General features: G+C 67.7%; 17 protein-coding genes and 2 pseudogenes. 1 reads left to right on the top strand and 18 read right to left on the bottom strand.

What is annotated here, in order from left to right:
- The 11 genes from GXZ33_RS06640 to GXZ33_RS06690 form a co-directional block, all read right to left on the bottom strand.
- Positions 1 to 2,068 (bottom strand): DEAD/DEAH box helicase (locus GXZ33_RS06640; protein ID WP_291340063.1); only part of this gene is annotated, 2,068 nt, incomplete at its 3' end.
- 37 nt (positions 2,069 to 2,105) lie between these two features.
- A complete protein-coding gene (gene tatC, locus GXZ33_RS06645) occupies positions 2,106 to 2,981 on the bottom strand; it encodes a twin-arginine translocase subunit TatC (protein WP_291340079.1) in 876 nt (291 codons plus the stop codon).
- Positions 2,982 to 3,071: 90 nt separating this feature from the next.
- A complete protein-coding gene (gene tatA, locus GXZ33_RS06650; RefSeq protein ID WP_291340064.1) occupies positions 3,072 to 3,416 on the bottom strand; it encodes a Sec-independent protein translocase subunit TatA in 345 nt (114 codons plus the stop codon).
- A gap of 55 nt (positions 3,417 to 3,471) precedes the next feature.
- Positions 3,472 to 4,449 (bottom strand): WYL domain-containing protein, encoded by a 978-nt coding sequence (locus tag GXZ33_RS06655; RefSeq protein ID WP_291340065.1) that lies wholly within the window; start codon positions 4,447 to 4,449, stop codon positions 3,472 to 3,474.
- On the bottom strand, positions 4,446 to 5,402 hold the full coding sequence (locus tag GXZ33_RS06660) for a WYL domain-containing protein (RefSeq protein ID WP_291340066.1): 957 nt from the start codon (positions 5,400 to 5,402) through the stop codon (positions 4,446 to 4,448). Before GXZ33_RS06660 ends, GXZ33_RS06655 begins: the two co-directional genes overlap by 4 nt.
- 20 nt (positions 5,403 to 5,422) lie before the next feature.
- Positions 5,423 to 6,844: a Pup--protein ligase gene (gene pafA / locus GXZ33_RS06665; RefSeq protein WP_291340067.1), complete on the bottom strand. Its 1,422-nt coding sequence runs from the start codon at positions 6,842 to 6,844 to the stop codon at positions 5,423 to 5,425.
- A gap of 6 nt (positions 6,845 to 6,850) precedes the next feature.
- Positions 6,851 to 7,039, bottom strand: coding sequence for a ubiquitin-like protein Pup (locus GXZ33_RS06670; protein ID WP_291340068.1), 189 nt, complete (start codon positions 7,037 to 7,039; stop codon positions 6,851 to 6,853).
- Between the two features lie 15 nt (positions 7,040 to 7,054).
- On the bottom strand, positions 7,055 to 8,602 hold the full coding sequence (gene dop / locus GXZ33_RS06675) for a depupylase/deamidase Dop (protein ID WP_291340069.1): 1,548 nt from the start codon (positions 8,600 to 8,602) through the stop codon (positions 7,055 to 7,057).
- A gap of 11 nt (positions 8,603 to 8,613) precedes the next feature.
- On the bottom strand, positions 8,614 to 10,119 hold the full coding sequence (gene arc / locus GXZ33_RS06680) for a proteasome ATPase (RefSeq protein ID WP_291340070.1): 1,506 nt from the start codon (positions 10,117 to 10,119) through the stop codon (positions 8,614 to 8,616).
- A gap of 53 nt (positions 10,120 to 10,172) precedes the next feature.
- The gene (locus GXZ33_RS06685) at positions 10,173 to 11,009 is read right to left on the bottom strand and encodes a tRNA (adenine-N1)-methyltransferase (RefSeq protein WP_291340071.1); all 837 of its coding nucleotides are present in this window, start codon (positions 11,007 to 11,009) and stop codon (positions 10,173 to 10,175) included.
- Between the two features lie 32 nt (positions 11,010 to 11,041).
- On the bottom strand, positions 11,042 to 12,304 hold the full coding sequence (locus GXZ33_RS06690; RefSeq protein ID WP_291340072.1) for a M18 family aminopeptidase: 1,263 nt from the start codon (positions 12,302 to 12,304) through the stop codon (positions 11,042 to 11,044).
- Between the two features lie 35 nt (positions 12,305 to 12,339).
- Here GXZ33_RS06690 and GXZ33_RS06695 point away from each other — a divergent pair, with 35 nt between their 5' ends.
- On the top strand, positions 12,340 to 13,158 hold the full coding sequence (locus GXZ33_RS06695; RefSeq protein ID WP_291340073.1) for a RecB family exonuclease: 819 nt from the start codon (positions 12,340 to 12,342) through the stop codon (positions 13,156 to 13,158).
- 4 nt (positions 13,159 to 13,162) lie between these two features.
- Here GXZ33_RS06695 and GXZ33_RS06700 read toward each other — a convergent pair whose 3' ends face one another.
- The 7 genes and pseudogenes from GXZ33_RS06700 to hisE all read right to left on the bottom strand — a co-directional run.
- Entirely contained in the window at positions 13,163 to 14,368 is a 1,206-nt protein-coding gene (locus tag GXZ33_RS06700; protein ID WP_291340074.1) for an NADH:flavin oxidoreductase, read from the bottom strand.
- 197 nt (positions 14,369 to 14,565) lie between these two features.
- Complete coding sequence (locus GXZ33_RS06705) at positions 14,566 to 14,709, bottom strand: formate--tetrahydrofolate ligase (RefSeq protein ID WP_291340075.1); 144 nt, start codon at positions 14,707 to 14,709, stop codon at positions 14,566 to 14,568.
- Positions 14,710 to 14,711: 2 nt separating this feature from the next.
- Positions 14,712 to 15,136, bottom strand: a pseudogene (locus GXZ33_RS06710) (formate--tetrahydrofolate ligase); the annotation flags it as partial.
- Positions 15,137 to 15,153: 17 nt separating this feature from the next.
- A complete protein-coding gene (locus GXZ33_RS06715; RefSeq protein WP_291340076.1) occupies positions 15,154 to 16,464 on the bottom strand; it encodes an anaerobic C4-dicarboxylate transporter in 1,311 nt (436 codons plus the stop codon).
- A 102-nt stretch (positions 16,465 to 16,566) separates the two neighbouring features.
- Positions 16,567 to 18,045 carry an aspartate ammonia-lyase gene (aspA, locus tag GXZ33_RS06720; protein WP_291340077.1) on the bottom strand — a complete coding sequence of 493 codons (1,479 nt, stop codon included), beginning with the start codon at positions 18,043 to 18,045 and terminating at the stop codon, positions 16,567 to 16,569.
- A gap of 110 nt (positions 18,046 to 18,155) precedes the next feature.
- A complete protein-coding gene (hisG, locus tag GXZ33_RS06725) occupies positions 18,156 to 19,001 on the bottom strand; it encodes an ATP phosphoribosyltransferase (RefSeq protein ID WP_291340078.1) in 846 nt (281 codons plus the stop codon).
- A gap of 11 nt (positions 19,002 to 19,012) precedes the next feature.
- Positions 19,013 to 19,140 (bottom strand): annotated as a pseudogene (gene hisE, locus GXZ33_RS06730) (phosphoribosyl-ATP pyrophosphatase); the annotation flags it as partial.

A 19,140-nucleotide genomic window follows, 5' to 3' on the forward strand; every position in this document is an offset into this window, starting at 1 on the left:
GGTTGCGCATGGCCTCGCGCAGGGCGACGACCTTCTTCGAGTCCCGGACACGCGCCTTCTCCCGCATCTTCCCGGGCCGCTTGAAGCGGGTGCGCTGGAACTGGTCGACGATGTAGCGGGTGTTGCGCCGCGGGTTGTCCAGCACCCGGCGGGGCAGCTTCATCCGGCCGATGGTCTGCGGCGGGTTGTTGAAGGATGAGGCGTCGATGCGCCCCGACCAGCCCTGCTCCGTGGTCACCCAGGGGCGCGGGTCGCGGGTCTGGTTCGCCGGGGTGTCCACCACCGCCAGCACCGGGTGCTTGCGCCCCGGGATGACGATGACGTCGCCGAGCTGCATCTTGCCCAGCAGGGTGATGGTCTCCTGCTGGCGCTGCTCGAGGGAGTGCACGCGGGAGGACTTCTCCTCCTCGGTGAGATCCCTGCGCAGCTGCATGTACTCCATGAGCATCTCCGCCGGGTCCTCCCCGTCGCGGGCGGGCGGGGCGAAGGTGCCGATGGCGTCGAGAAGCTGCTCCCGCAGGTCGCGCACACGGTGCTCCGCACGCTCGATCTCCCGGACGTCGTCGACGACCGACCCGTCCGCCTGGTACTGCGCGAAGGACTTCTCCAGCAGGCGCAGCGAGGGCTCGAAACCGATCATGGCGAGCAGGTTGACGGCCATGTTGTAGCCGGGCGCGAACGTGGAGATCAGCGGGTACATGCGTGTCGACGCCAGCCCCGCCACCGCCTTCGGGTCCATCGCCGGGCTCCACTGGACGACGGCGTGACCGATGACGTCGATGCCACGGCGGCCCGCGCGACCCGTCAGCTGCGTGTACTGCCCCGGCGTGAGGTCGACGTGGCCCTCGCCGTCGAACTTGACCAGCTTCTCCAGCACCACCGTTCGGGCCGGCATGTTGATGCCCAGGGCCAGGGTCTCGGTGGCGAAGACCATGCGCACGAGCCCCTGCACGAAGAGCTTCTCGACGATGTGCTTGAACGCCGGCAGCATACCAGCATGGTGGGCCGCGAAACCGCGCTTGAGGGCCGCCTTCCACTGCGAGAACTGCAGGACCTCGAGGTCCTCCTCCGGGATGCCCTCGACGCCCTGGTCGATGATCTCCTCGATCCTCTTCGACTCCTCGTGGTCGGTGAGGACCAGGTTGGAGCGCAGGCACTGGTGCAGCGCGCCGTCACACCCCGCGCGGGAGAAGATGAACGTGATCGCGGGCAGCATCTCACGGCCCTGGAGCACCCGGATGACGTCCGGGCGACCCACCGGGCGGCGCCGGTCCTGCGGGCGCTTGATCCCTGAGCGGCGCCCCTCGGCACGCGCCCGGAAACCGCGTCCGGACTCGTAGTCGGCGCGCCCCTCCTCGGCCTCCTCCGCCTGCATGCGGGAGATCACGTGCTCCAGTTCCCGGTTGACCTCACCACCCGTGCCGGGCTCGAAGAGCGGGTAGATCTTCCGGCCCACCATCATCCACTGCTCCAGCGGGACAGGCCGCTGATCGGTGACGATGACCTTCGTGTCGCCGCGGACCGTGGACAGCCAGTCGCCGAACTCCTCCGAGTTCGACACCGTGGCCGACAGGCCGATGATGTTCACCGACTCGTCGAGGTTGAGGATGACCTCCTCCCACACCGCCCCGCGCTCCCGGTCGGCCAGGTAGTGGATCTCATCCATGACCACGTGGCTGAGCCGGTCCAGCGTCGGGGAGCCGGCGTAGATCATGTTGCGCAGCACCTCGGTCGTCATGACGACGATCTCCGCATGCGAGTTGATCGACACGTCACCGGTGAGCAGACCGACGACGTCCTCGCCGTAGTCCTTGCGCAGGTCGTTGAACTTCTGGTTGCTCAACGCCTTGATCGGCGTGGTGTAGAAACACTTCGTGCCCTGCGACAGCGCCAGGGAGACCGCGAACTCACCCACCACGGTCTTACCGGCACCCGTCGGCGCGCAGACGAGAACCCCGTGTCCCTCCTCGACTGCCCGACACCCCTGGAGCTGGAAATCATCCAGGGGGAAGGAGAACCGCGAGGCGAACTCAGCGAGGTGGGAACCGGGGTTGACGTTACCGTTCATGAGACCCACGTTACTGAAAACGTGGGCCGTGGAGGGGTCAGAGGACGTCGTCGAACGCGCCTGGTGAATCCACCGGCGCGGGGCGGGCCACCGGGGCGGGGGCGGTGTCCAGCGGGGACGCCGCGTCGTCGTCGAGGTCCATCCACTCGGGGCGCTTCCGCGCGCGGCGCTTGTCGTTCCACTTCGCGAACTGCATGGCGAGCTCGACGAGCAGGGTGAGCGACAGCGCGAGGACCACCATGGAGAAAGGATCCTGGCCCGGCGTCATGAACGCCGCGAACACGAAGAGCACCAGGATGATGATCCGGCGCTTCTCCTTGATCGTCTCGTACTCGAGCACGCCGACGATGTTGAGCATCGCGATGATGAGCGGCACCTCGAAGCTGACGCCGAAGATGAGCAGCAGTGCCAGCAGGAAGTTGTAGTAGCGCTCACCCGTCAGCGCGGCGACCTGCGTCTGGTCACCGATGGTGAGCAGGAAGGACAGGCCGTAGTGGACGACGAAGTAGGCGATGACGGCGCCGGTGACGAACAGCAGCACCGCCAGGGACACGAAGGTGAAGGTGGAGCGGCGTTCCTTCTTGTGCAGGCCCGGGACGATGAACGCCCAGATCTGGTACAGCCACACCGGGGAGGACAGCACCAGGCCGGCCAGCGCACCCACCTTCAGGCGGAGCATGAACATCTCGAACGGGCCGGTCGCCAGCAGGCGACACTCGCCGCCGCCCGTGAAGTCCGCCCTGCTCTCCGGGGGCAGCGCACAGTAGGGGCCGCGGAGGATCTCACCCAGCGGCATGAGCCCGAAGGGGCTGTGCTGGTACCAGAGGAAACCCAGGATGGTGCCGCCCAGCAGGGCGAGCAGAGAAATGATGACGCGACGCCGCAGCTCCTGCAGGTGTTCCACCAGGGACATGTCACCGGTGGGCGACTTCTTCTTCCTGCTCAGCCGCGGGCGTCGCTGGGAAACGTCACCGGACCGGGACATTGTCGACGCCTACCTGCCCTACTGCTGGTTCGGCTGCTGGGGCTGCTGCGGGTAGTCGGGGTTCTGGCCCGGCTGACCCTGCTGCGGCGGGTACTGCTGGGGGTTCTGGGGCTGCTGCAGCGGCTGCGCCTGCGGCTGGTTCTGCGGCTGATCCCAGTAGGCCTGCTGCGGCTGCTGCGGCGGGGCGATCTGGCCCTGCGGCTGCTGCGGCTGGTCGTCGTTGCTCATCTCCTTGACCTCGGACTTGAAGATACGCATGGAGCGTCCGAGGGAACGAGCTGCGTCCGGCAGCTTCTTGGCGCCGAAGAGCAGGATCAGCACGACGACGATGATGATGAGCTCGGTGGGACCGATGTTGGGCATGACTGCCTTTCAGTGGAGATCTGTGTATCAGGGCAACGGTAGCACTTCTGCGGCGCTAACTGTCTGGCGTGTCATGATACGCCGCCAGGGCCGCTGCCGCGCGGCGGGAGACGTCGGCGACCAGGTCGGCGGGACCGGTCACGCTCAGCCGGTCGGACTGGCCGAGGGCGAAGCGGATGAACCATGCCTCTGACCCGACGGGCATGCGGGCGGGCACGGGTTCTCCGGGGACTGATCCGCCCAGCGTGATGGGGTAATAGTCGGCCAGCCAGGTGTGCTCGGGGTGGATGAGCAGATCGGCCTGCTGCGCGATCATCCGGTACCCGAAGGGGTCCTCGGGGTCGAAGGGCAGCTTGTCCAGGTGCGGGGTGGCCTCCTGGTCAAGGACCTCGACCTGACTCATGCGGTCGGCGCGGAAGTTCTTGTGCTGGCCGGCCTCCGCGTCCCAGGCGGTCAGATAGGTCTCCCCCTCGGTGACGAAGATCTTCGCGGGGTCGACCTCCCGCCGCCGGGTCGTGTCCGAGGAGATGGAACGGTACGTGAAAGCCACGCGACGGCCCCCGGAGATGGCTTCCCGGAGCACCTCCTGCGGCGTGGACTCGGCGGGGTCATCGGCCGCCAGGGAGTCGAAGATGGCGACGGCCCCGCTGTCCATGATGGTGCGTAGCTTCGCCGCGGCGGAGAGCACCGCCTCCCGGTCGGTGAGCCCCGGCATGGCCTCCAGCGACTCGAGGGTGAGCAGCAGCGCCCCGGCCTCCGTCGGGGTGAGCCGCAGGGGGCGGTCCATGCCCTGCGAGTTGGAGATGGACACCCGCTGCCAGTTGGCCTCCAGGTCGACGAGCTCCTCCGGCCAGGTCCCGACCCCGCAGCACTGCAGGCGCTGGATCTCCAGCTGGAGCTCCGCGGGGTCACGCCCCAGATCCTTCGCCGCCTCCATGAGGCTGCGGTCCGGGTGCGCCTGGAAGTACGGGATGAGGTTGAGGGACCGGACGAGGCGGTCGAGTTTCGTCGAGGAATCGATGTGACGGGTCACCGGGACACTCCCTTCAGCAGCGCGATGACGTCCGCGCGGACGTCGGCGGGTTCGTGGACGATGACGTCGGGGGCGAATCCCGCGGCGGTGCGGGCGAGCCAGGTGCGGTCGACGTCGTGAAGCACGGTGTGCCCGTCCTCCCGCCGCTGCCCTGCCGCGGCGAGTTCGTGGGCCATGCCCTCGGGGATGGTGAGCACGGCGTCGACACGCTGCTGGAGGGAACGCAGGGACTTCTCGACGACCTCCTGCAGGTTCTCCTCCGGCCGCGGATGCGTCGCCGGGGTGCGCCTGCCGTAGACCTTGGCGATGCGCAGCACCCGGAAGGCGCGGGGCGCGTCACGGTCGAGGTCGTGGCCGACGAGGAAGAGACGGTCCTGCAGCGGCACCAGCGCCCAGGGGTCCATCGTGCGGCGCACCGGCTCGGAGGTGGGCGTGGCGACGTAGTCGAAGGACATCCGCAGCCCCGCCCGGATGACGGTGAGGATGTTGCCCAGGATCTCCGGGGACAGACGGTGGGAGTCGTTGACCGCAGTGAACACCGGCGCCTCCGAGAGGTCCCGGCGCACGCCCGCGGCGGCCAGCTTCGTCCAGCCGGAACGGGCGAACACGCCCAGCTCGCTGGACTCCCCCAGGTCCCCGGCCATGCCGAGGACGGCGGCCTCCTCCGGGGTGAAGGAGACCTCGGGGAGTTCATAGCGGTCGGTGAGCAGCCGGTAGGCCGTGCCCCCGCTGTCACCGGCACTGCGCTGCTCGAGCGGCACGCCGGCGCGACCCAGGGTGATGATGTCACGGTTGAGACGGCGCTGGAACGCCTCCGGGCTGCTGTCGCCGTAACCGTCGACGTTGCGCCGGATCCACTCCGGGGTGAGCATGCGCCCGCCCTGGCGGTCCGCCTCCTGCAGTGCGAACACGAGGTTGGTCAGGCGGTGCACCGCCCTGTCCTGCCTGCCCATGGGGCCTCCTGACGTTGAGATCAGCCGCGCGCAGTGGCGGCGCTCTCCTCAAGATATGCCAGGAGGTCATCGACGCGCTCATCAACCGGCGCAAAAGGATCGAGCAGTTCCACCACACGAGGCTCCGGCTCGTTGACCTTGAGGTGCACCCAGTCGGTGGTGACGGGCACCCCCAGCTCCCCGGCCCTGGCGATGAACTGTCCGCGCAGGCGGGCCCGGGTGGTCTGCGGGGCGGTGTCCACGGCCTCCCGGATGGCCTCGTCCGTGGTCCAGCGGTCGACCAGGCCGCGTGACTCCAGCAGCGGGAACAGGCCGCGGCCGGGGCGGATGTCGTGGTAGGTGAGGTCGACCTGGGCGAGCTTCGGGTGCCCCCAGTCCTCGCCGAGGCGTTCGCGGTAGCGGTTGAGCAGGTTGAGCTTGATCACCCAGTCGATCTCGCGGTCCACCCGGCTGAAATCCTGCGTGCGGATCGCCTCCAGCTGGCGGGTCCACAGGTCGACGACGCGACGCAGCTCCTCCGTGGGGGTGCCCTCGTCGGGGCGTTCCTCCAGCCACTGCGTGGCGGCGGCCAGGGTGGCCTCCTGCACCTCCAGGGCGGTGACGGTGCCGCCGGCCTTGAGGTCGAGCAGCGTCCCGCCGGTCATGTCGCGGGCGATGTCGCGGATGTGGCCGATGGGGTTGTGCATCTCGAAGTCGGGCAGCTCGACGCCCGCCTCCACCATCTCGAGGACGAGCAGCGTGGCGCCGACCTTGAGCGCGAACGTCGTCTCCGACATGTTCGAGTCACCGACGATGACGTGCATGCGGCGGAAGCGGCTGGAGTCGCCGTGGGGCTCATCACGGGTGTTGATGATGGGCCGGGCGCGGGTCGTCGCCGAGGAGATGCCCTCCCACACCTGGTCCGCGCGCTGGGAGAGGACGAAGCCCGGCTGGTAGCCGCCCGTCGCCCGTCCGACCATGCCGGCCCCGCAGATGAGCTGGCGGGTGATCATGAACGGCAGGAGCTGCTTGCCCAGGTTACGCAGCGGCAGGTGCCGGCTGACCAGGTAGTTCTCGTGGCAGCCGTAGGAGTTGCCCACCGAGTCGACGTTGTTCTTGAACAGGTAGACGCGGCCGTCGATGCGGTCGGCGGCCAGGGCCTCCTCCGCGCGTCGCGCCAGCTCATCGACGACGAGATCGCCCGCCTGCTCGTGGTTGAGCAGCTGGGTGAGGCTGTCGCACTCGGCGGTGGCGATCTCCGGGTGGGAGCCCACGTCCAGGTAGAGGCGGGAACCGTTGGGGGTGAAGATGTTCGAGCTGGCGTACTGTTCGACGATCGGACGGAACAGGTAACGCGCGATCTCGTCGGGGGTGAGCGAACTCGCGCCCGCACCGGCGACCGCGGTGATGCCGTACTCGGTTTCCACGCCCACGATGCGGCGGGCGAACACGGGTGAGGTCATGAGGGACTACTGTCCGCCCTTCTGCACGTAGGAACGGACGAACTCTTCCGCGTTGGTCTCGAGGAGGCCGTCGATCTCGTCGAGCAGGTCGTCGGTGCCGGTGGTGCTCAGCTGCGCCTGGCCGGCCTCGAAGGCGTCGTCGCCGCTGTCGTCGTGGCCGCCGCCGGCGGAGATCTGGGACTGGGGTCCGGTCATGGGGGGAAACTCCTTCTAGTTCTGGTGGGGCTTGTTGTGGTGGGTGATGTAGTGGTCAGGCGCGAAGTCGATCGCCGTGAGCTTCTCGATGAGCTCGTCGGTGTCGGCCGCCGAGTTGATGATCTCACCGACGTGCTCCCGGGTGAGCTTGTCCACCTCGTTGGTCTGGAAACGGGCGGTTCCGCCGGAGTACCTGAGAATCATCGTCTGCCAGCTGGCGGCGATGACGTCGTCCGGGAACCGGGCGGACACGGCACCGCGGAACCACGCGCGGGAGTCGGCCGGCGGCTCCTCGGCGGCGCGGGTGATCTCCTCCTCGGTCGCCAGGGTGACCATGCGTCCCTTGCGCACGAGGGCGTGGTGGAGCGACTTGGCGGGGTCGATGTCGGAGTACTGCAGGTCGATGAGCTTGAGCTTCGGGTCGGAGATGTCGACGCCACGGTCGAGGTAGCCCTTGATCAGCGCCCACTTGGCCGTCCAGTCGAGCAGGTGGGAGGTGGACAGGGGGTCGTCGGCGAGCATGTCCATGACCTCGCCCCACAGGGCGATGACGCGCTCGTCGACGGCGTCGACCGCGACCACCCGCGAGCGGTACTCCGCGAGGATCTCCAGGGCGGTGAGCTCGCGGCCGTCGCGAAGCAGCAGCTTGTGCGTGAGCGTGAGGTCGTGGGAGACGCGCTTGATCTCGGCGACCGGGTCGGCCAGGCGCAGGTCGGAGAAGTCGACCTCGTTCTCGATGGCGTCGATGACCAGCTTGGTCATGCCCAGCTTGAGGAAGGTCGACGTCTGCGACATGTTCGCGTCACCGACGATGGTGTGCAGGCGGCGGAAGTGGACGGCATTGGCGTGCGGCTCGTCGCGGGTGTTGACGATGCCGCGGTTGAGCGTCGTCTCCAGCGAGATCTCCTGGTGGAAGTAGTCCGCCCGCTGGGAGATCTGGAAACCGTCCTGCTCCCCGGCCTCGCCGATGCCCAGGCGCCCCGCGCCGATGATGACGTTGCGGGTGACGAAGAACGGGATGAGCGCCTGCGTGAGCACCTCGAAGTCGGTCTTGCGCGAGTACTGGTAGTTCTCGTGCGCACCGTAGGAGGCGCCCTTGCCGTCGACGTTGTTCTTGTAGATCTTCAGCGGCGGGCACGGGTCGTGGTGCTTGAGCACGCTCAGGCCCTGCTCGTAGAGCTCCTGCACATTCGCCACCGCCCTGCGCATGATGACGTCACCGGCGGCGTCGTAGACCATCGCGTCATAGGCGTTGGACACCTCCGGCGAGGAGTACTCCGGGTGGGCGTGGTCGACGTAGAAACGGGCGCCGTTGGTGGTGACCACGTTGGCGATACCCACCGCGTCCGGCTCCACGACCGGCACCGTGTGGTAGCGGCGCAGGTCGAAGCCGCGGGTGTCGCGCAGGGGCGACTCCTCCTCGTAGTCCCAGCGGGAGCGCGCGCCCGTGTTCAGCGCGGCGTACGCCACCACCACGTGCGTGGAGGTGAGGATGGGACTGATGCCCGGGTCCGAGGGCGTCGCGATGCCGTACTCGGTCTCCGTACCCATGAATCTGCTCATGTCGTCACACCCTAACCAATCACTCGCGCCTGGACGACACGCTTGCCGTGCCTGCCCGCGATCCGCGACCACTCGTCGGGGTTCGCGGTGTTCGGCAGGTCCTCGGACTCGTTCTGCTCGGCGGCGACCGCCTCCTCGATGTGCGCGACCGTGACGCCGTCCTCGCTGACGCCGGCGAGGTGGTCCTTGATGGCCAGCTTCTTCGCGCGGTCGACGATGTTGGCGATCATCGCGCCCGACACGAAGTCCGAGTAGTCGAGGACCTCCACCTCACCGTCGACGAGGGTGAGCTCCACGAAGGGTCGCTGCTCGAAGAGCTTCTCGACGCCCACCTCGATCAACTCCGCCACCGGCACCGCGTGCGGCGCCTCCTCGGTGAGGTAGCGCTCGAAGATGTCGCGCGCCCCGTCCCGGGTGGGGCGCTGGACGCGGATCTTCACGTCCAGGCGACCCGGGCGCAGCAGCGCCGGGTCGATGAGCTCCTCGCGGTTGGTGGCGCCGATGATGATGACGTTGGCCAGGTTCTCCACGCCGTCGAGCTCCGTGAGCAGCTGCGGGACGACGGTGGTCTCCATGTCGGAGGACACACCGGAGCCGCGGGTGCGGAAGATCGACTCCATCTCGTCGAAGAAGATGATGACCGGCCGCCCCTCCCCCGCCAGCTCCCGGGCCCGCTCGAAGATGAGGCGGATGCGGCGCTCCGTCTCACCGACGTACTTGTTGAGCAGCTCCGGGCCCTTGACGTTGAGGAAGTAGCTGGCCGAGCCGTCGCCCACCCGCCGGGACAGCGAGTTGGCCACCGCCTTGGCGATGAGCGTCTTGCCGCAGCCGGGCGGCCCGTAGAGCAGCACGCCCTTCGGCGGGTTGAGCTGGTAGCGGCGGTAGAGCTCCGGGTGGGAGAAGGGCAGCTCGACGGCGTCCTGGATCTGCTCGATCTGCTCGTCGAGGCCGCCGATGTCGGCGTAGGTGACGTCCGGCACCTCCTCCAGCGAGAGCTGGGAGACCTCCGTCTTGGGGATGCGCTCCAGCGCCACCCCCGCCTTCGTGTCCACGAGCAGGGTGTCGCCGGCACGCGCGGACTTCTCCAGCGGCCCGGCCAGCCGGACCAGGCGCTCCTCGCCCGTGGCGTTGGCCACCAGCGCGCGCCCGGCCCCGATGCGCTCGGTGAGCATGCCCAGCTCACCGGTGTCGGGGAAACCGCAGACCTCGACGATGATGGACCCCTCACCCAGGCGCACCAGCGCGCCGGGCACCAGGTCGGTGTCCGCCACCTCCGGGGAGACCTTGAGGCGCATCCGGCGGCCCGCGGTGAAGACCTCGGCGTCGCGGCCCACTCCCCCGCCCAGGTGGATGCCGTAGGTGGAGGCGGGCTCGCCGAGGGCGTCGATCTGGGCGGACAGATCCTTCAGCTTGTCCCGCGAGGACTTGAGCAGCTGCGCGAGTTTCGCGTTGCGGCTGCTCAGGGTCTGGATCTCCCGCCGGAGGGCATTCTCATCGGTGGTCTGGGCGTTAGTCATGACACAACTGTAACCCCCGCCACCTGGAGGGTGTTCAACCCCGGGTCGGCCTGCTACTTCCGGGCGCGACGCTGCGGGCGCGGCGGGGTGACGCCGTCGGCCAGGCGGCGGGTGAGCACGAGGAAGGCGGTGTGGGCGTTCATGCGGTGCTCCGGGCGGGTCGCCAGACCCTCGACCTTCCACTCGCGGACCAGCGACTCCCAGGCGCGCGGCTCCGTGAAGCACTGGCGCTCACGGATGCCCTCCATCACCTTCATCAGCTGCGGGACGGTGGCCACGTAGGTCATGAACACACCACCCGGGATGAGCACCTCCTTGACCACGTCGAGGCACTCCCACGGCTCCAGCATGTCGAGGATGACGCGGTCGACGGGACCGCCGAGATCCTCGACGGTGACCTGGGTGAGGTCACCGAGGCGCGGGTCCCAGGTCTGCGGGCGGCCGCCGAAGTACTCGTCGACGTTGGACTCGGCGAACTCGAGGTGGTCCTCGCGGATCTCGTAGGAGATCAGCTCACCCTCCGGGCCGATGGCGCGCAGCAGCGCCATGGACAGGGCGCCCGAACCGGCGCCGGCCTCGAGCACGCGGGCCCCGGGGAAGATGTCGCCCTCCACGAGGATCTGGGCGGAGTCCTTCGGGTAGATGACGGCGGCACCGCGCGGCATCGACAGGACGTGGTCGACCATGAGGTGCCGGAACAGCAGGTAGTCCGCGCCCAGGGAGGACTGGATGACGGAGCCCTCGTCCATGCCGATGATCTGGTCGTGCAGGATCTCGCCCTTGTGGGTGTGGAACTTCTCCCCCGGGTTGAGGATCAGGGTGAAGTGCCTGCGCTTGGCGTCAGTGAGCTGGACGCGGTCACCGGGCTGGAAGGGACCGGAATAGGCCAATGGGGGCTCCTCGCTGGTGCGTGCTGGAGGGATCAGGAACCAATCAAGTATGCCTCAAGAGCCTCCGCGAACCACAGCTGGTCCCGTACCCCGGCGAGCTCGCGGGCGGAGTGCATCGACAGCAGCGGCACGCCGACGTCGACGGTCGGGATGCCCAGGCGCGTCGCGGTGATGGGGCCGATGGTGGAACCGCAGGGCATGGCGTTGTTGCTCACGAAGTCCTGGTTGGGCACGCCCGCCGCCCGGCAGGCGCGGCGCCAGCGGGCGATGGTCTCCGCGTCGGAGGCGTAGCGCTGGTTGGCGTTGATCTTCACCACAGGGCCGCCGCCGATGAGCGGGTGGTGCTGCGGATCATGCTTGCCCACGTAGTTGGGGTGCACCGCGTGTGCCGCGTCCGCCGACACGCAGCTGGAGCGGGTGTACATCCGCCGGGTGTCGTCGAGGTCCGCGCCCAGGGCCGCCGCCGTCCGGGTGAGCACGTCCTCGAGGATGGGGCCGGCCGCGCCGGTCGTCGACGCGGAGCCCACCTCCTCGTGGTCGAAGGCGGCGAGCACGAGGACGTCGTCACCCGTGTCCCCGGACTCCACGGCGTGGAGCAGCGCCACCAGCGAGGCGTGCACCGAGCTGAGGTTGTCCATGCGTCCCGCGGCGATGAGCTCGGCGTCGGCGCCGAACACCTGGCCCGGCTGGGTGTCGCAGGTGATGAGGTCGAAGCCGTCGATGTCCTGCTTCTCGACGCCCGCCTTCTCCGCCACCAGCTCCAGCACCGGGGTGTGCCCCTCCCCGACGAGGCCGAGCACCGGCTGCATGTGCTGCTGGCGGTCGAGGGTGAGCTCCTTGGAGCGGTCGAGGTGGATCGCCAGGTGCGGGATACGGGCGACCGGGCCGGTGTCGACGAGCCGCACCGAGCCGTCCCCCAGCACCACCCGGCCGGCGAAGGTGAGCTCGCGGTCCAGCCAGGAGGCGAGGATCGGGCCACCGTAGACCTCGACGCCGGCCTGCGACCAGCCCGCCGACGACAGCTCCGGACCCGGCTTGAGGGTGAAGCCCGGGGAGTCGGTGTGGGACCCGATGATGCGGAACCCGGAGTCCGGGGAGGCGTCCTCCGGCACCCACCACGCCATGACCGCCCCACCGCGGATCAGCACGTGCCCACCCGGGGTGGCGTCCCACGGGGCGGACTCGTCCTGGGTGATGAAGCCCGCGTCGATGAGCCGGTCGGCCACCACGCGCGCGGCGTGGTAGGAACTCGGGCTGGCGGCGATGAAGTCGAGGAAGTCGAGAGTCTGGTTCATGTGTCCAGCTTGCCACGGATAAGGTGGTGGCCATCATGACCACGCCTGCACCCCGCCCGCTCGCCCTGTCCCCGTCCCGCGCCTCCGACTACCAGCAGTGCCCGCTCCTCTACCGCCTGCGCGCCATCGACCGGCTGCCGGAACCCAAGACACTCCCCCAGGTCAGGGGCAATCTGGTGCACGCGGTGCTCGAGTACATGCACGCCCAGCCGCGGGAGGAACGTACCTACCCGGCGGCGGTCAAGCAGCTCAAGCCGCACTGGGCGGAGATGGTCGCCGCCGACGGGGAACTGGCCGAGCTCGTGCCCGAGTCCGCGCTGCTCGACTTCCTCATCGAATGCCGCTCCCTGCTCCGCGGCTACTTCGAGATGGAGAACCCCCAGGGCTTCGACGCCCACGCCGTGGAGATGTACGTCGACACCGTCCTGCCCAACGGCGTGCCGGTGCGCGGCTTCATCGACCGCGTCGACGTCGCCCCGACCGGTGAGGTCCGCGTCGTCGACTACAAGACCGGCAAGAAGCCGCTCCCCCGCTACAGCCACGACGCACAGTTCCAGATGCGCTTCTACGCCCTGGTCTACTGGCGCCTCTACGGCGTGATCCCCCACCAGCTGCGGCTGATGTACCTCAAGGTCCTCGACTCGATGTTCCTCGCCCCCTCGAAGGAGGAGCTGGAGTACTTCGAACGCGACCTCGGCGACCTGTGGGGCAAGATCGCCGGCGACGGACAGTCGGGCAGCTTCCGCCCGAAGACCTCCAAGCTGTGCGGCTGGTGCTCCTTCCAGTCGCTGTGCCCGGCATTCGGCGGCACCCCGCCGGAGTACCCGGGCTGGCCGGGCTCCACGGCGGACTGACCCCTTACTCCTTCATGGCGTAGTTGGGCTCGTAAATGCAGTGCGTGGTGCCGTAAACGGTGAACATGCACGCGTTGTTGTGATCGCACAGGCTGCGGGTGTCAGGCCTCTCCTGGATGCGGTTGATCAGGTCCGGCTCTCGCAGCAGAGCACGACCCATGGCGAAGAAGTCGAAGCCTTCCTTCAGGCCCGTCTCCATGTGGGCGAGTTCGGTCAGGCCACCCAGGAGCACCAGTTTGGTGTTCTTCATCTTGCGCACGAACTGCCGGGCATCCTCGAACATGTAGAGGTCGTAGTACTCGAATTCTCCGAGAATCGGCTTACCGAGCAGTTTCACGCCGGTCTTGAAGGGTTCCTTCATCTGGGCAGCGAAACCGTCAATGGGAACATCACCGCGGAACAGGTACATCTGGCGTTTAACGCTGGAGCCCTGCGTGAGTTCAATGGCGTCGAGGTGATTGTCCTCGTCGAGCATCTCAGCGGTCTGCAGCGAATCCGCCAGAGTGATTGAGCCCTTGATGCCGTCCGTCATCGATAGTTTGGCGATAATTGCCGCATCGTCGCCCACCCGGTCCTTCACAGCGGCCGCGATCTCCCGGACCATGCGGCTGCGGTTCCCGATCGAGCCACCGTACTCGTCATTGCGTTTGTTTATCCACGGAGACAGGAAGGCACTGGGGAGATACAGGTGTCCGAAGTGCAGTTCCAGACAGTCGAAGCCGGCCTCGACGGCGATCTCTGCAGCGTCCGCGAACTCGCGGATGACCTGTTGGATCTCGGCCCTGTCGATTCCCCGGCTGATCTGGAACGATGTCGGATTGAGGAATCGACTCGGCGCCATCGGCCGTTCCCCGGTAATCGCCTTGTTGGCCACCGGGCCTGCATGCCCCAGCTGTGCGGAGACTTTCGCCCCGTGCCGGTGCATGGTGTCGGTGAACTCCCTCAGACCCGGAACGGCGTCCCGGGTCATGAGGATCTGACCGGGCGCCGAGAAACCGGCAGGTGAGGTGGCACAGTACGCCAGCGTGGTCATGCCGACCCCGCCCTTGGCGAAGCCCTCGTGGAAGGCGATGAGTTCGTCAGTCACTTTGCCGTCGGGCGATCGCCCCTCGGAGGTGGCGGCCTTGATGGTCCGGTTACGAAGGGTGATCGGCCCAAGGTCGACAGGTTCGAAAACAGTGCGGTTCCCGGGAGGGGTGGCGGTGGACATGGCATTCCTTTCTGACGAAGCACGACATGTGGTCCTACCACCCCATTGTGTCGCCCGACGATATCCCGGGCATTTTGATATACATACCCCCGTTCAGGCATCCCACCTGCACTGACAGTCAGAGTTTGCAGTTCAACCACCCCCGGACGGCGCCTTGTTGATCTCCCTGCGCAGAGCGCGCCGGGTCATCTGACCCCCTAGAACAGTCCGGAGATCCGCCCGTCCGCGTCGATGTCGATCCCCTCGGCCGCCGGTCGCGCGGGCAGTCCCGGCATGGTCATCACCGCACCCGTGAGCACGACGATGAATCCGGCCCCGGTACGGGGGATGAGTTCACGCACGTGGAGATCGCGTGGAAGTCGCCGGTGAAGTGGAGGTTGATGTCCTCCATCGGCACGATCTGCGAGTGTCCGCCGCCCGCGGCACCTCCCTTGATGCCCATGACCGGCCCCTGGGAGGGTTCACGCAGCGCCGGCGGCGGCGGTGTGGCCGAGGCGTGTCAGGACGTCGGCGAGTCCGATGAGGACCGTGGACTTGCCCTCCCCCCGCCGGTGTCGGGGAGATTCCGGTGACCAGGACCAGCTTGCCGACTCCCCGACTCTCCCGCTGCGGACGCAGTCGGGTGATGTCCACCTTGGCCTTCGTCGGCACGTAGGTGATGAGGGCCTCCGGCGGGATCCCCGCCCGGTGGGCTATCTCGGTGATGGGTTCCAGGGTGTGGGCCTGGGCGATGTCGACATCGGTGCGGGGCTGTGTCCTGGCCGTCATGGGCTTCTGGTCAGGTATCAGAGGAGGACCGCGCCGAAGGCGTAGGCGAGCACGATGGACAGGGTGATGTTGACCACGCCCGGGATGATGAAGGGGTGGTCGAAGACGAAGCGGCCGATGCGGGTGGAGCCGGTGTCGTCCATCTCGACGGCGGCCAGCAGCGTCGGGTAGGTCGGCAGGACGAAGAGGGCGGACACGGCGGGGAAGGCGGCGAGGGCCGTCAGCGGGGACACGCCGATGACCAGGGCCGCCGGCATGAGGGCCTTGGCCGTCGCGGCCTGCGAGTACAGGAGGGCGGCGGCGAAGAAGAGCACCACGGCCAGCAGCCACGGGCGAGCGGCCAGCACGTCACCGGCGAGGACCTGGATCTCGTCGATGTACTCGTTGATGATGGTCGTGCCCAGCCAGGCGACTCCGAGCACGCAGACGGAGGCGGACATGCCCGAACGGAACACCTGGGTCTTGATGATCTCGTCCGCCGGGATGCGGGTGACCAGGACGATGACGGTGGCGGCGGCGAGCATGATGGTCATGATCGCCTCGTTGCGCGGCAGCGTCGGGTCCGTGATGAGGCCCACCTGCTCGGAGATCGCGGTGGCGTAGACCATGACGCCAATGATCGCCGCGAGGAAGATCCACACCGAGGCCTTCGCCCCCGGGCGCGGGTGCCAGTCCTCCGCGGCTTGCGGGATGCGGACCAGTCCCTTGTCCAGGCGGTCGCGGTAGACGGGGTCGTCGGCAAGTTCCCTGCCCAGGTGGTTGGTGAGCAGGGCCGTCGGGAAGATGGCGAGGAAGGTGGCGGGCAGCATCACTCCCAGCAGCGTGAGGTAGCTGACGCCCCGCGGTTCCAGCAGGGACGCCATGAAGACGACCGCGGCGGACAGCGGCGAGGCGACGATGGCCATCTGGGAGGCGACCACCGCCACGGACAGGGGGCGGGAGGGGCGTACCCCGCCCTCCTTGGCCACCTCGACGATGACCGGCAGCGTGGAGAACGCCGTGTGGCCGGTGCCGGCGAAGACCGTCATCAGCCACGTGACCACCGGCGCCCACAGCGTGATCTGGCGGGGGTTGCGGCGCAGGAAGCGTTCGGCCAGGTGGACGAGGTAGTCCATGCCGCCGGCGCGCTGCATCGCGGAGATCGCGGCGATGACGCACATGATGATGCCGATGACGTCGAAGGGGATGTCCGCGGCCGTGACCGGCACACCGGTGAGACTGAGGAGGAGCACGCCGAGACCACCGGCGAAGCCGATGGCGACGGAACCCAGGCGGGCGCCGAGGACGATGGCACCCAGGACGATGAGTATCTGGAGGGCGAGCAGCATAACCACAAGCCTATGGTCCGACCACAGGCAAAACCCAGCTTCTCGACGCAAAAAGTGCCCGTTTGTGTGTAATCACACACAAACGGGCACTGTTGCGGGGTACTACTGGTTGTCGAGGTACAGACGACCGCGGAACTCCGGATGCATGAGGTTCTCCTTGCTCAGCACGCGGGAGAGGGTCTCCTCGTCCATGAGCTCCCGCTCCAGGACGATGTCCTTGACGGAGCGGCCGGTCACGGCGGCCTCACGGGCGACGAGGTCGCCGTTGTGGTGGCCGATGAACGGGTTGAGGTAGGTGACGATGCCGATGGAGTTCTCCACGAACGCGCGGCAGACGTCCTCGTTGGCGGTGATGCCCTCGACGCACTTCTCACGCAGCGTCACCGCGGCGTTGCCCAGGATGCGGATGGACTGGAACATGGCCTCGGCCATGACGGGCTCCATGACATTGAGCTGCAGCTGACCGGCCTCGGCGGCCATGGTGACGGTGAGGTCGTTGCCGAAGACCTTGAAGCAGACCTGGTTGACCACCTCGGGGATCACCGGGTTGACCTTGCCCGGCATGATCGAGGAACCGGCCTGACGCGGCGGCAGGTTGATCTCGTTGAGGCCGGCACGCGGACCGGAGGAGAGCAGACGGAGGTCGTTGCAGATCTTCGACAGCTTCATGGCGGCGCGCTTCACACCGGAGTGGGCGTGGACGTAGGCGCCGGTGTCGGAGGTCGCCTCGATGAGGTCCAGGGCGGACTTGATGTCCAGGCCCGTGACCTCGGCGAGGGTGGCGGTGACCTGGTGACGGTAACCGGCCGGGGTGTTCACACCGGTGCCGATGGCGGTCGCACCGAGGTTGACCTCGAGCAGACGGTCGGCGGCGTTGCGCAGGACGGCCTGCTCCTCGGCCAGGTTGTGGGCGAAGGCGTTGAACTCGTCACCGAGGGTCATCGGGACGGCGTCCTGCAGCTGGGTGCGGCCCATCTTGAGGATGTCCTGGAACTCGCGGCCCTTCTCGCGGAAGGACTTCTGCAGGGCGTCCATCTGCTGGATGAGGGTCGACAGCGCCGCGTAGAGGCCCAGGCGGAAACCGGTCGGGTACGCGTCGTTGGTGGACTGGGACATGTTGACGTCATCGTTGGGGTTGATGATGTCGTAGCTGCCCTTCTCCTCCCCCAGGTACTCCAGTGCGAGGTTCGCGATGACCTCGTTGGTGTTCATGTTCACCGAGGTGCCGGCGCCACCCTGGAAGATGTCGATCGGGAACTGGTCCATGCAACGACCCTCATCGAGGATCTGGTCGCAGGCCCACACGATGGCCTCGTGCTTCTTGGCGGGCAGCGTGTGCAGACGACGGTTGGCCATCGCCGCGGCCTTCTTCACCTGCACCATGCCGCGGATGAACTCCGGCACGTGGTTGATCGTGGTGCGCGAGATCTGGAAGTTGTCCATCGCGCGCATCGTGTGGATGCCGTAGTAGGCATTGACCGGGACCTCCAGGAAACCGAGGAGATCCTCCTCGGTGCGGGTCTTCCGGACGACTGACTTCGTCGGCGCGTCGGGGGTGTCCTGCTTGGTGGACTTCGCCATGGTGAACGGGGATCCTCTCACTGGAACGGGTGCAATACGCCCATCTTAGCCCTGTGGTGTTCCCGGGGTCCGACCCAGCTCAACCATGTCCGTCCGACCGCCCGGACCTGCTAGATACGGGCGATCCGCAGCTCCGAGGCGAGGATGGCCTCGGCCCCCAGTTCATCGAGCTGGTCCATGACCGCGTTGACGCCCTTGCGCGGCACGAGGGCACGCACGGCGACCATGTCGTCGCGGGACAGCGGGGAGACCGTCGGGCCGGACAGACCCGGGGTGACGGCGGAGGCCTCCTCTAGCTCGCTGCGGGCGATGTTGTAGTCGATCATGAGGTAGTTCTGCGCGGTGAGCACACCCTGGATACGACGCAGGATGAGGTTGTGCTCGGAGGTGAGCTCCATGCCACGGCGGCCGACCATGACGGCCTCGGAGGTGACCAGCGGATCACCGAAGGGCGCCAGGCCCTGCGTGCGCAGGGTGTTGCCGGTGGAGACGATGTCGGCGATGGCGTCGGCCACACCCAGCTTGATGGAGATCTCCACCGCGCCGTCGAGACGGATGACCTCGGCCTCGATGCCGCGGGCGGCCAGGTCCTTCTTGACCAGGTTCGGGTAGGCCGCGGCGATACGCTTGCCCGCCAGGTCCTCGACGGTCCAGGTCTCGTCCGCCGGGGCGGCGTAACGGAAGGTGGAGGCACCGAAGCCGAGGGGCAGCAGCTCATCGACCTGGGCGCCGGAGTCGAGGGCCAGGTCACGGCCGGTGATGCCCATGTCGAGTTGGCCGTTGGCCACGTAGATGGCGATGTCCTTCGGGCGGAGGAAGAAGAACTCCACGTCATTGGCACGGTCGAACACGGCCAGGGCACGGCTGTCACCGCGGCCCTTGTAGCCGGCCTCGCGGAGGATCTCCACGGCGGCCTCGGACAGCGAACCCTTGTTGGGGACGGCGATCTTGATCATGAGTGGTCTCCTTAGAGGTTCTTGTAGATGTCGTCGGGGGTCAGCCCGCGGGCGACCATCATGACCTGGGTCCAGTAGATGAGCTGGCTCATCTCCTCGGCCAGTTCCTCATCGGACTGGTACTCGGCGGCGATCCAGA

The organism is Corynebacterium sp. (assembly GCF_012838985.1).
Lineage (GTDB): Bacteria > Actinomycetota > Actinomycetes > Mycobacteriales > Mycobacteriaceae > Corynebacterium.

What these genes read in the sequence shown, in the direction of transcription:
- tatC (WP_291340079.1), bottom strand. Translation starts at nt 2,981, where the DNA reads ATGTCCCTGGTGGAACACCTGCAGGAGCTGCGGCGTCGCGTCATCATT.
- tatA (WP_291340064.1), bottom strand. Translation starts at nt 3,416, where the DNA reads ATGCCCAACATCGGTCCCACCGAGCTCATCATCATCGTCGTCGTGCTG.
- GXZ33_RS06660 (WP_291340066.1), bottom strand. Translation starts at nt 5,402, where the DNA reads ATGGGCAGGCAGGACAGGGCGGTGCACCGCCTGACCAACCTCGTGTTC.
- pafA (WP_291340067.1), bottom strand. Translation starts at nt 6,844, where the DNA reads ATGACCTCACCCGTGTTCGCCCGCCGCATCGTGGGCGTGGAAACCGAG.
- GXZ33_RS06670 (WP_291340068.1), bottom strand. Translation starts at nt 7,039, where the DNA reads ATGACCGGACCCCAGTCCCAGATCTCCGCCGGCGGCGGCCACGACGAC.
- dop (WP_291340069.1), bottom strand. Translation starts at nt 8,602, where the DNA reads ATGAGCAGATTCATGGGTACGGAGACCGAGTACGGCATCGCGACGCCC.
- arc (WP_291340070.1), bottom strand. Translation starts at nt 10,119, where the DNA reads ATGACTAACGCCCAGACCACCGATGAGAATGCCCTCCGGCGGGAGATC.
- GXZ33_RS06690 (WP_291340072.1), bottom strand. Translation starts at nt 12,304, where the DNA reads ATGAACCAGACTCTCGACTTCCTCGACTTCATCGCCGCCAGCCCGAGT.
- GXZ33_RS06695 (WP_291340073.1), top strand. Translation starts at nt 12,340, where the DNA reads ATGACCACGCCTGCACCCCGCCCGCTCGCCCTGTCCCCGTCCCGCGCC.
- GXZ33_RS06700 (WP_291340074.1), bottom strand. Translation starts at nt 14,368, where the DNA reads ATGTCCACCGCCACCCCTCCCGGGAACCGCACTGTTTTCGAACCTGTC.
- GXZ33_RS06715 (WP_291340076.1), bottom strand. Translation starts at nt 16,464, where the DNA reads ATGCTGCTCGCCCTCCAGATACTCATCGTCCTGGGTGCCATCGTCCTC.
- aspA (WP_291340077.1), bottom strand. Translation starts at nt 18,045, where the DNA reads ATGGCGAAGTCCACCAAGCAGGACACCCCCGACGCGCCGACGAAGTCA.
- hisG (WP_291340078.1), bottom strand. Translation starts at nt 19,001, where the DNA reads ATGATCAAGATCGCCGTCCCCAACAAGGGTTCGCTGTCCGAGGCCGCC.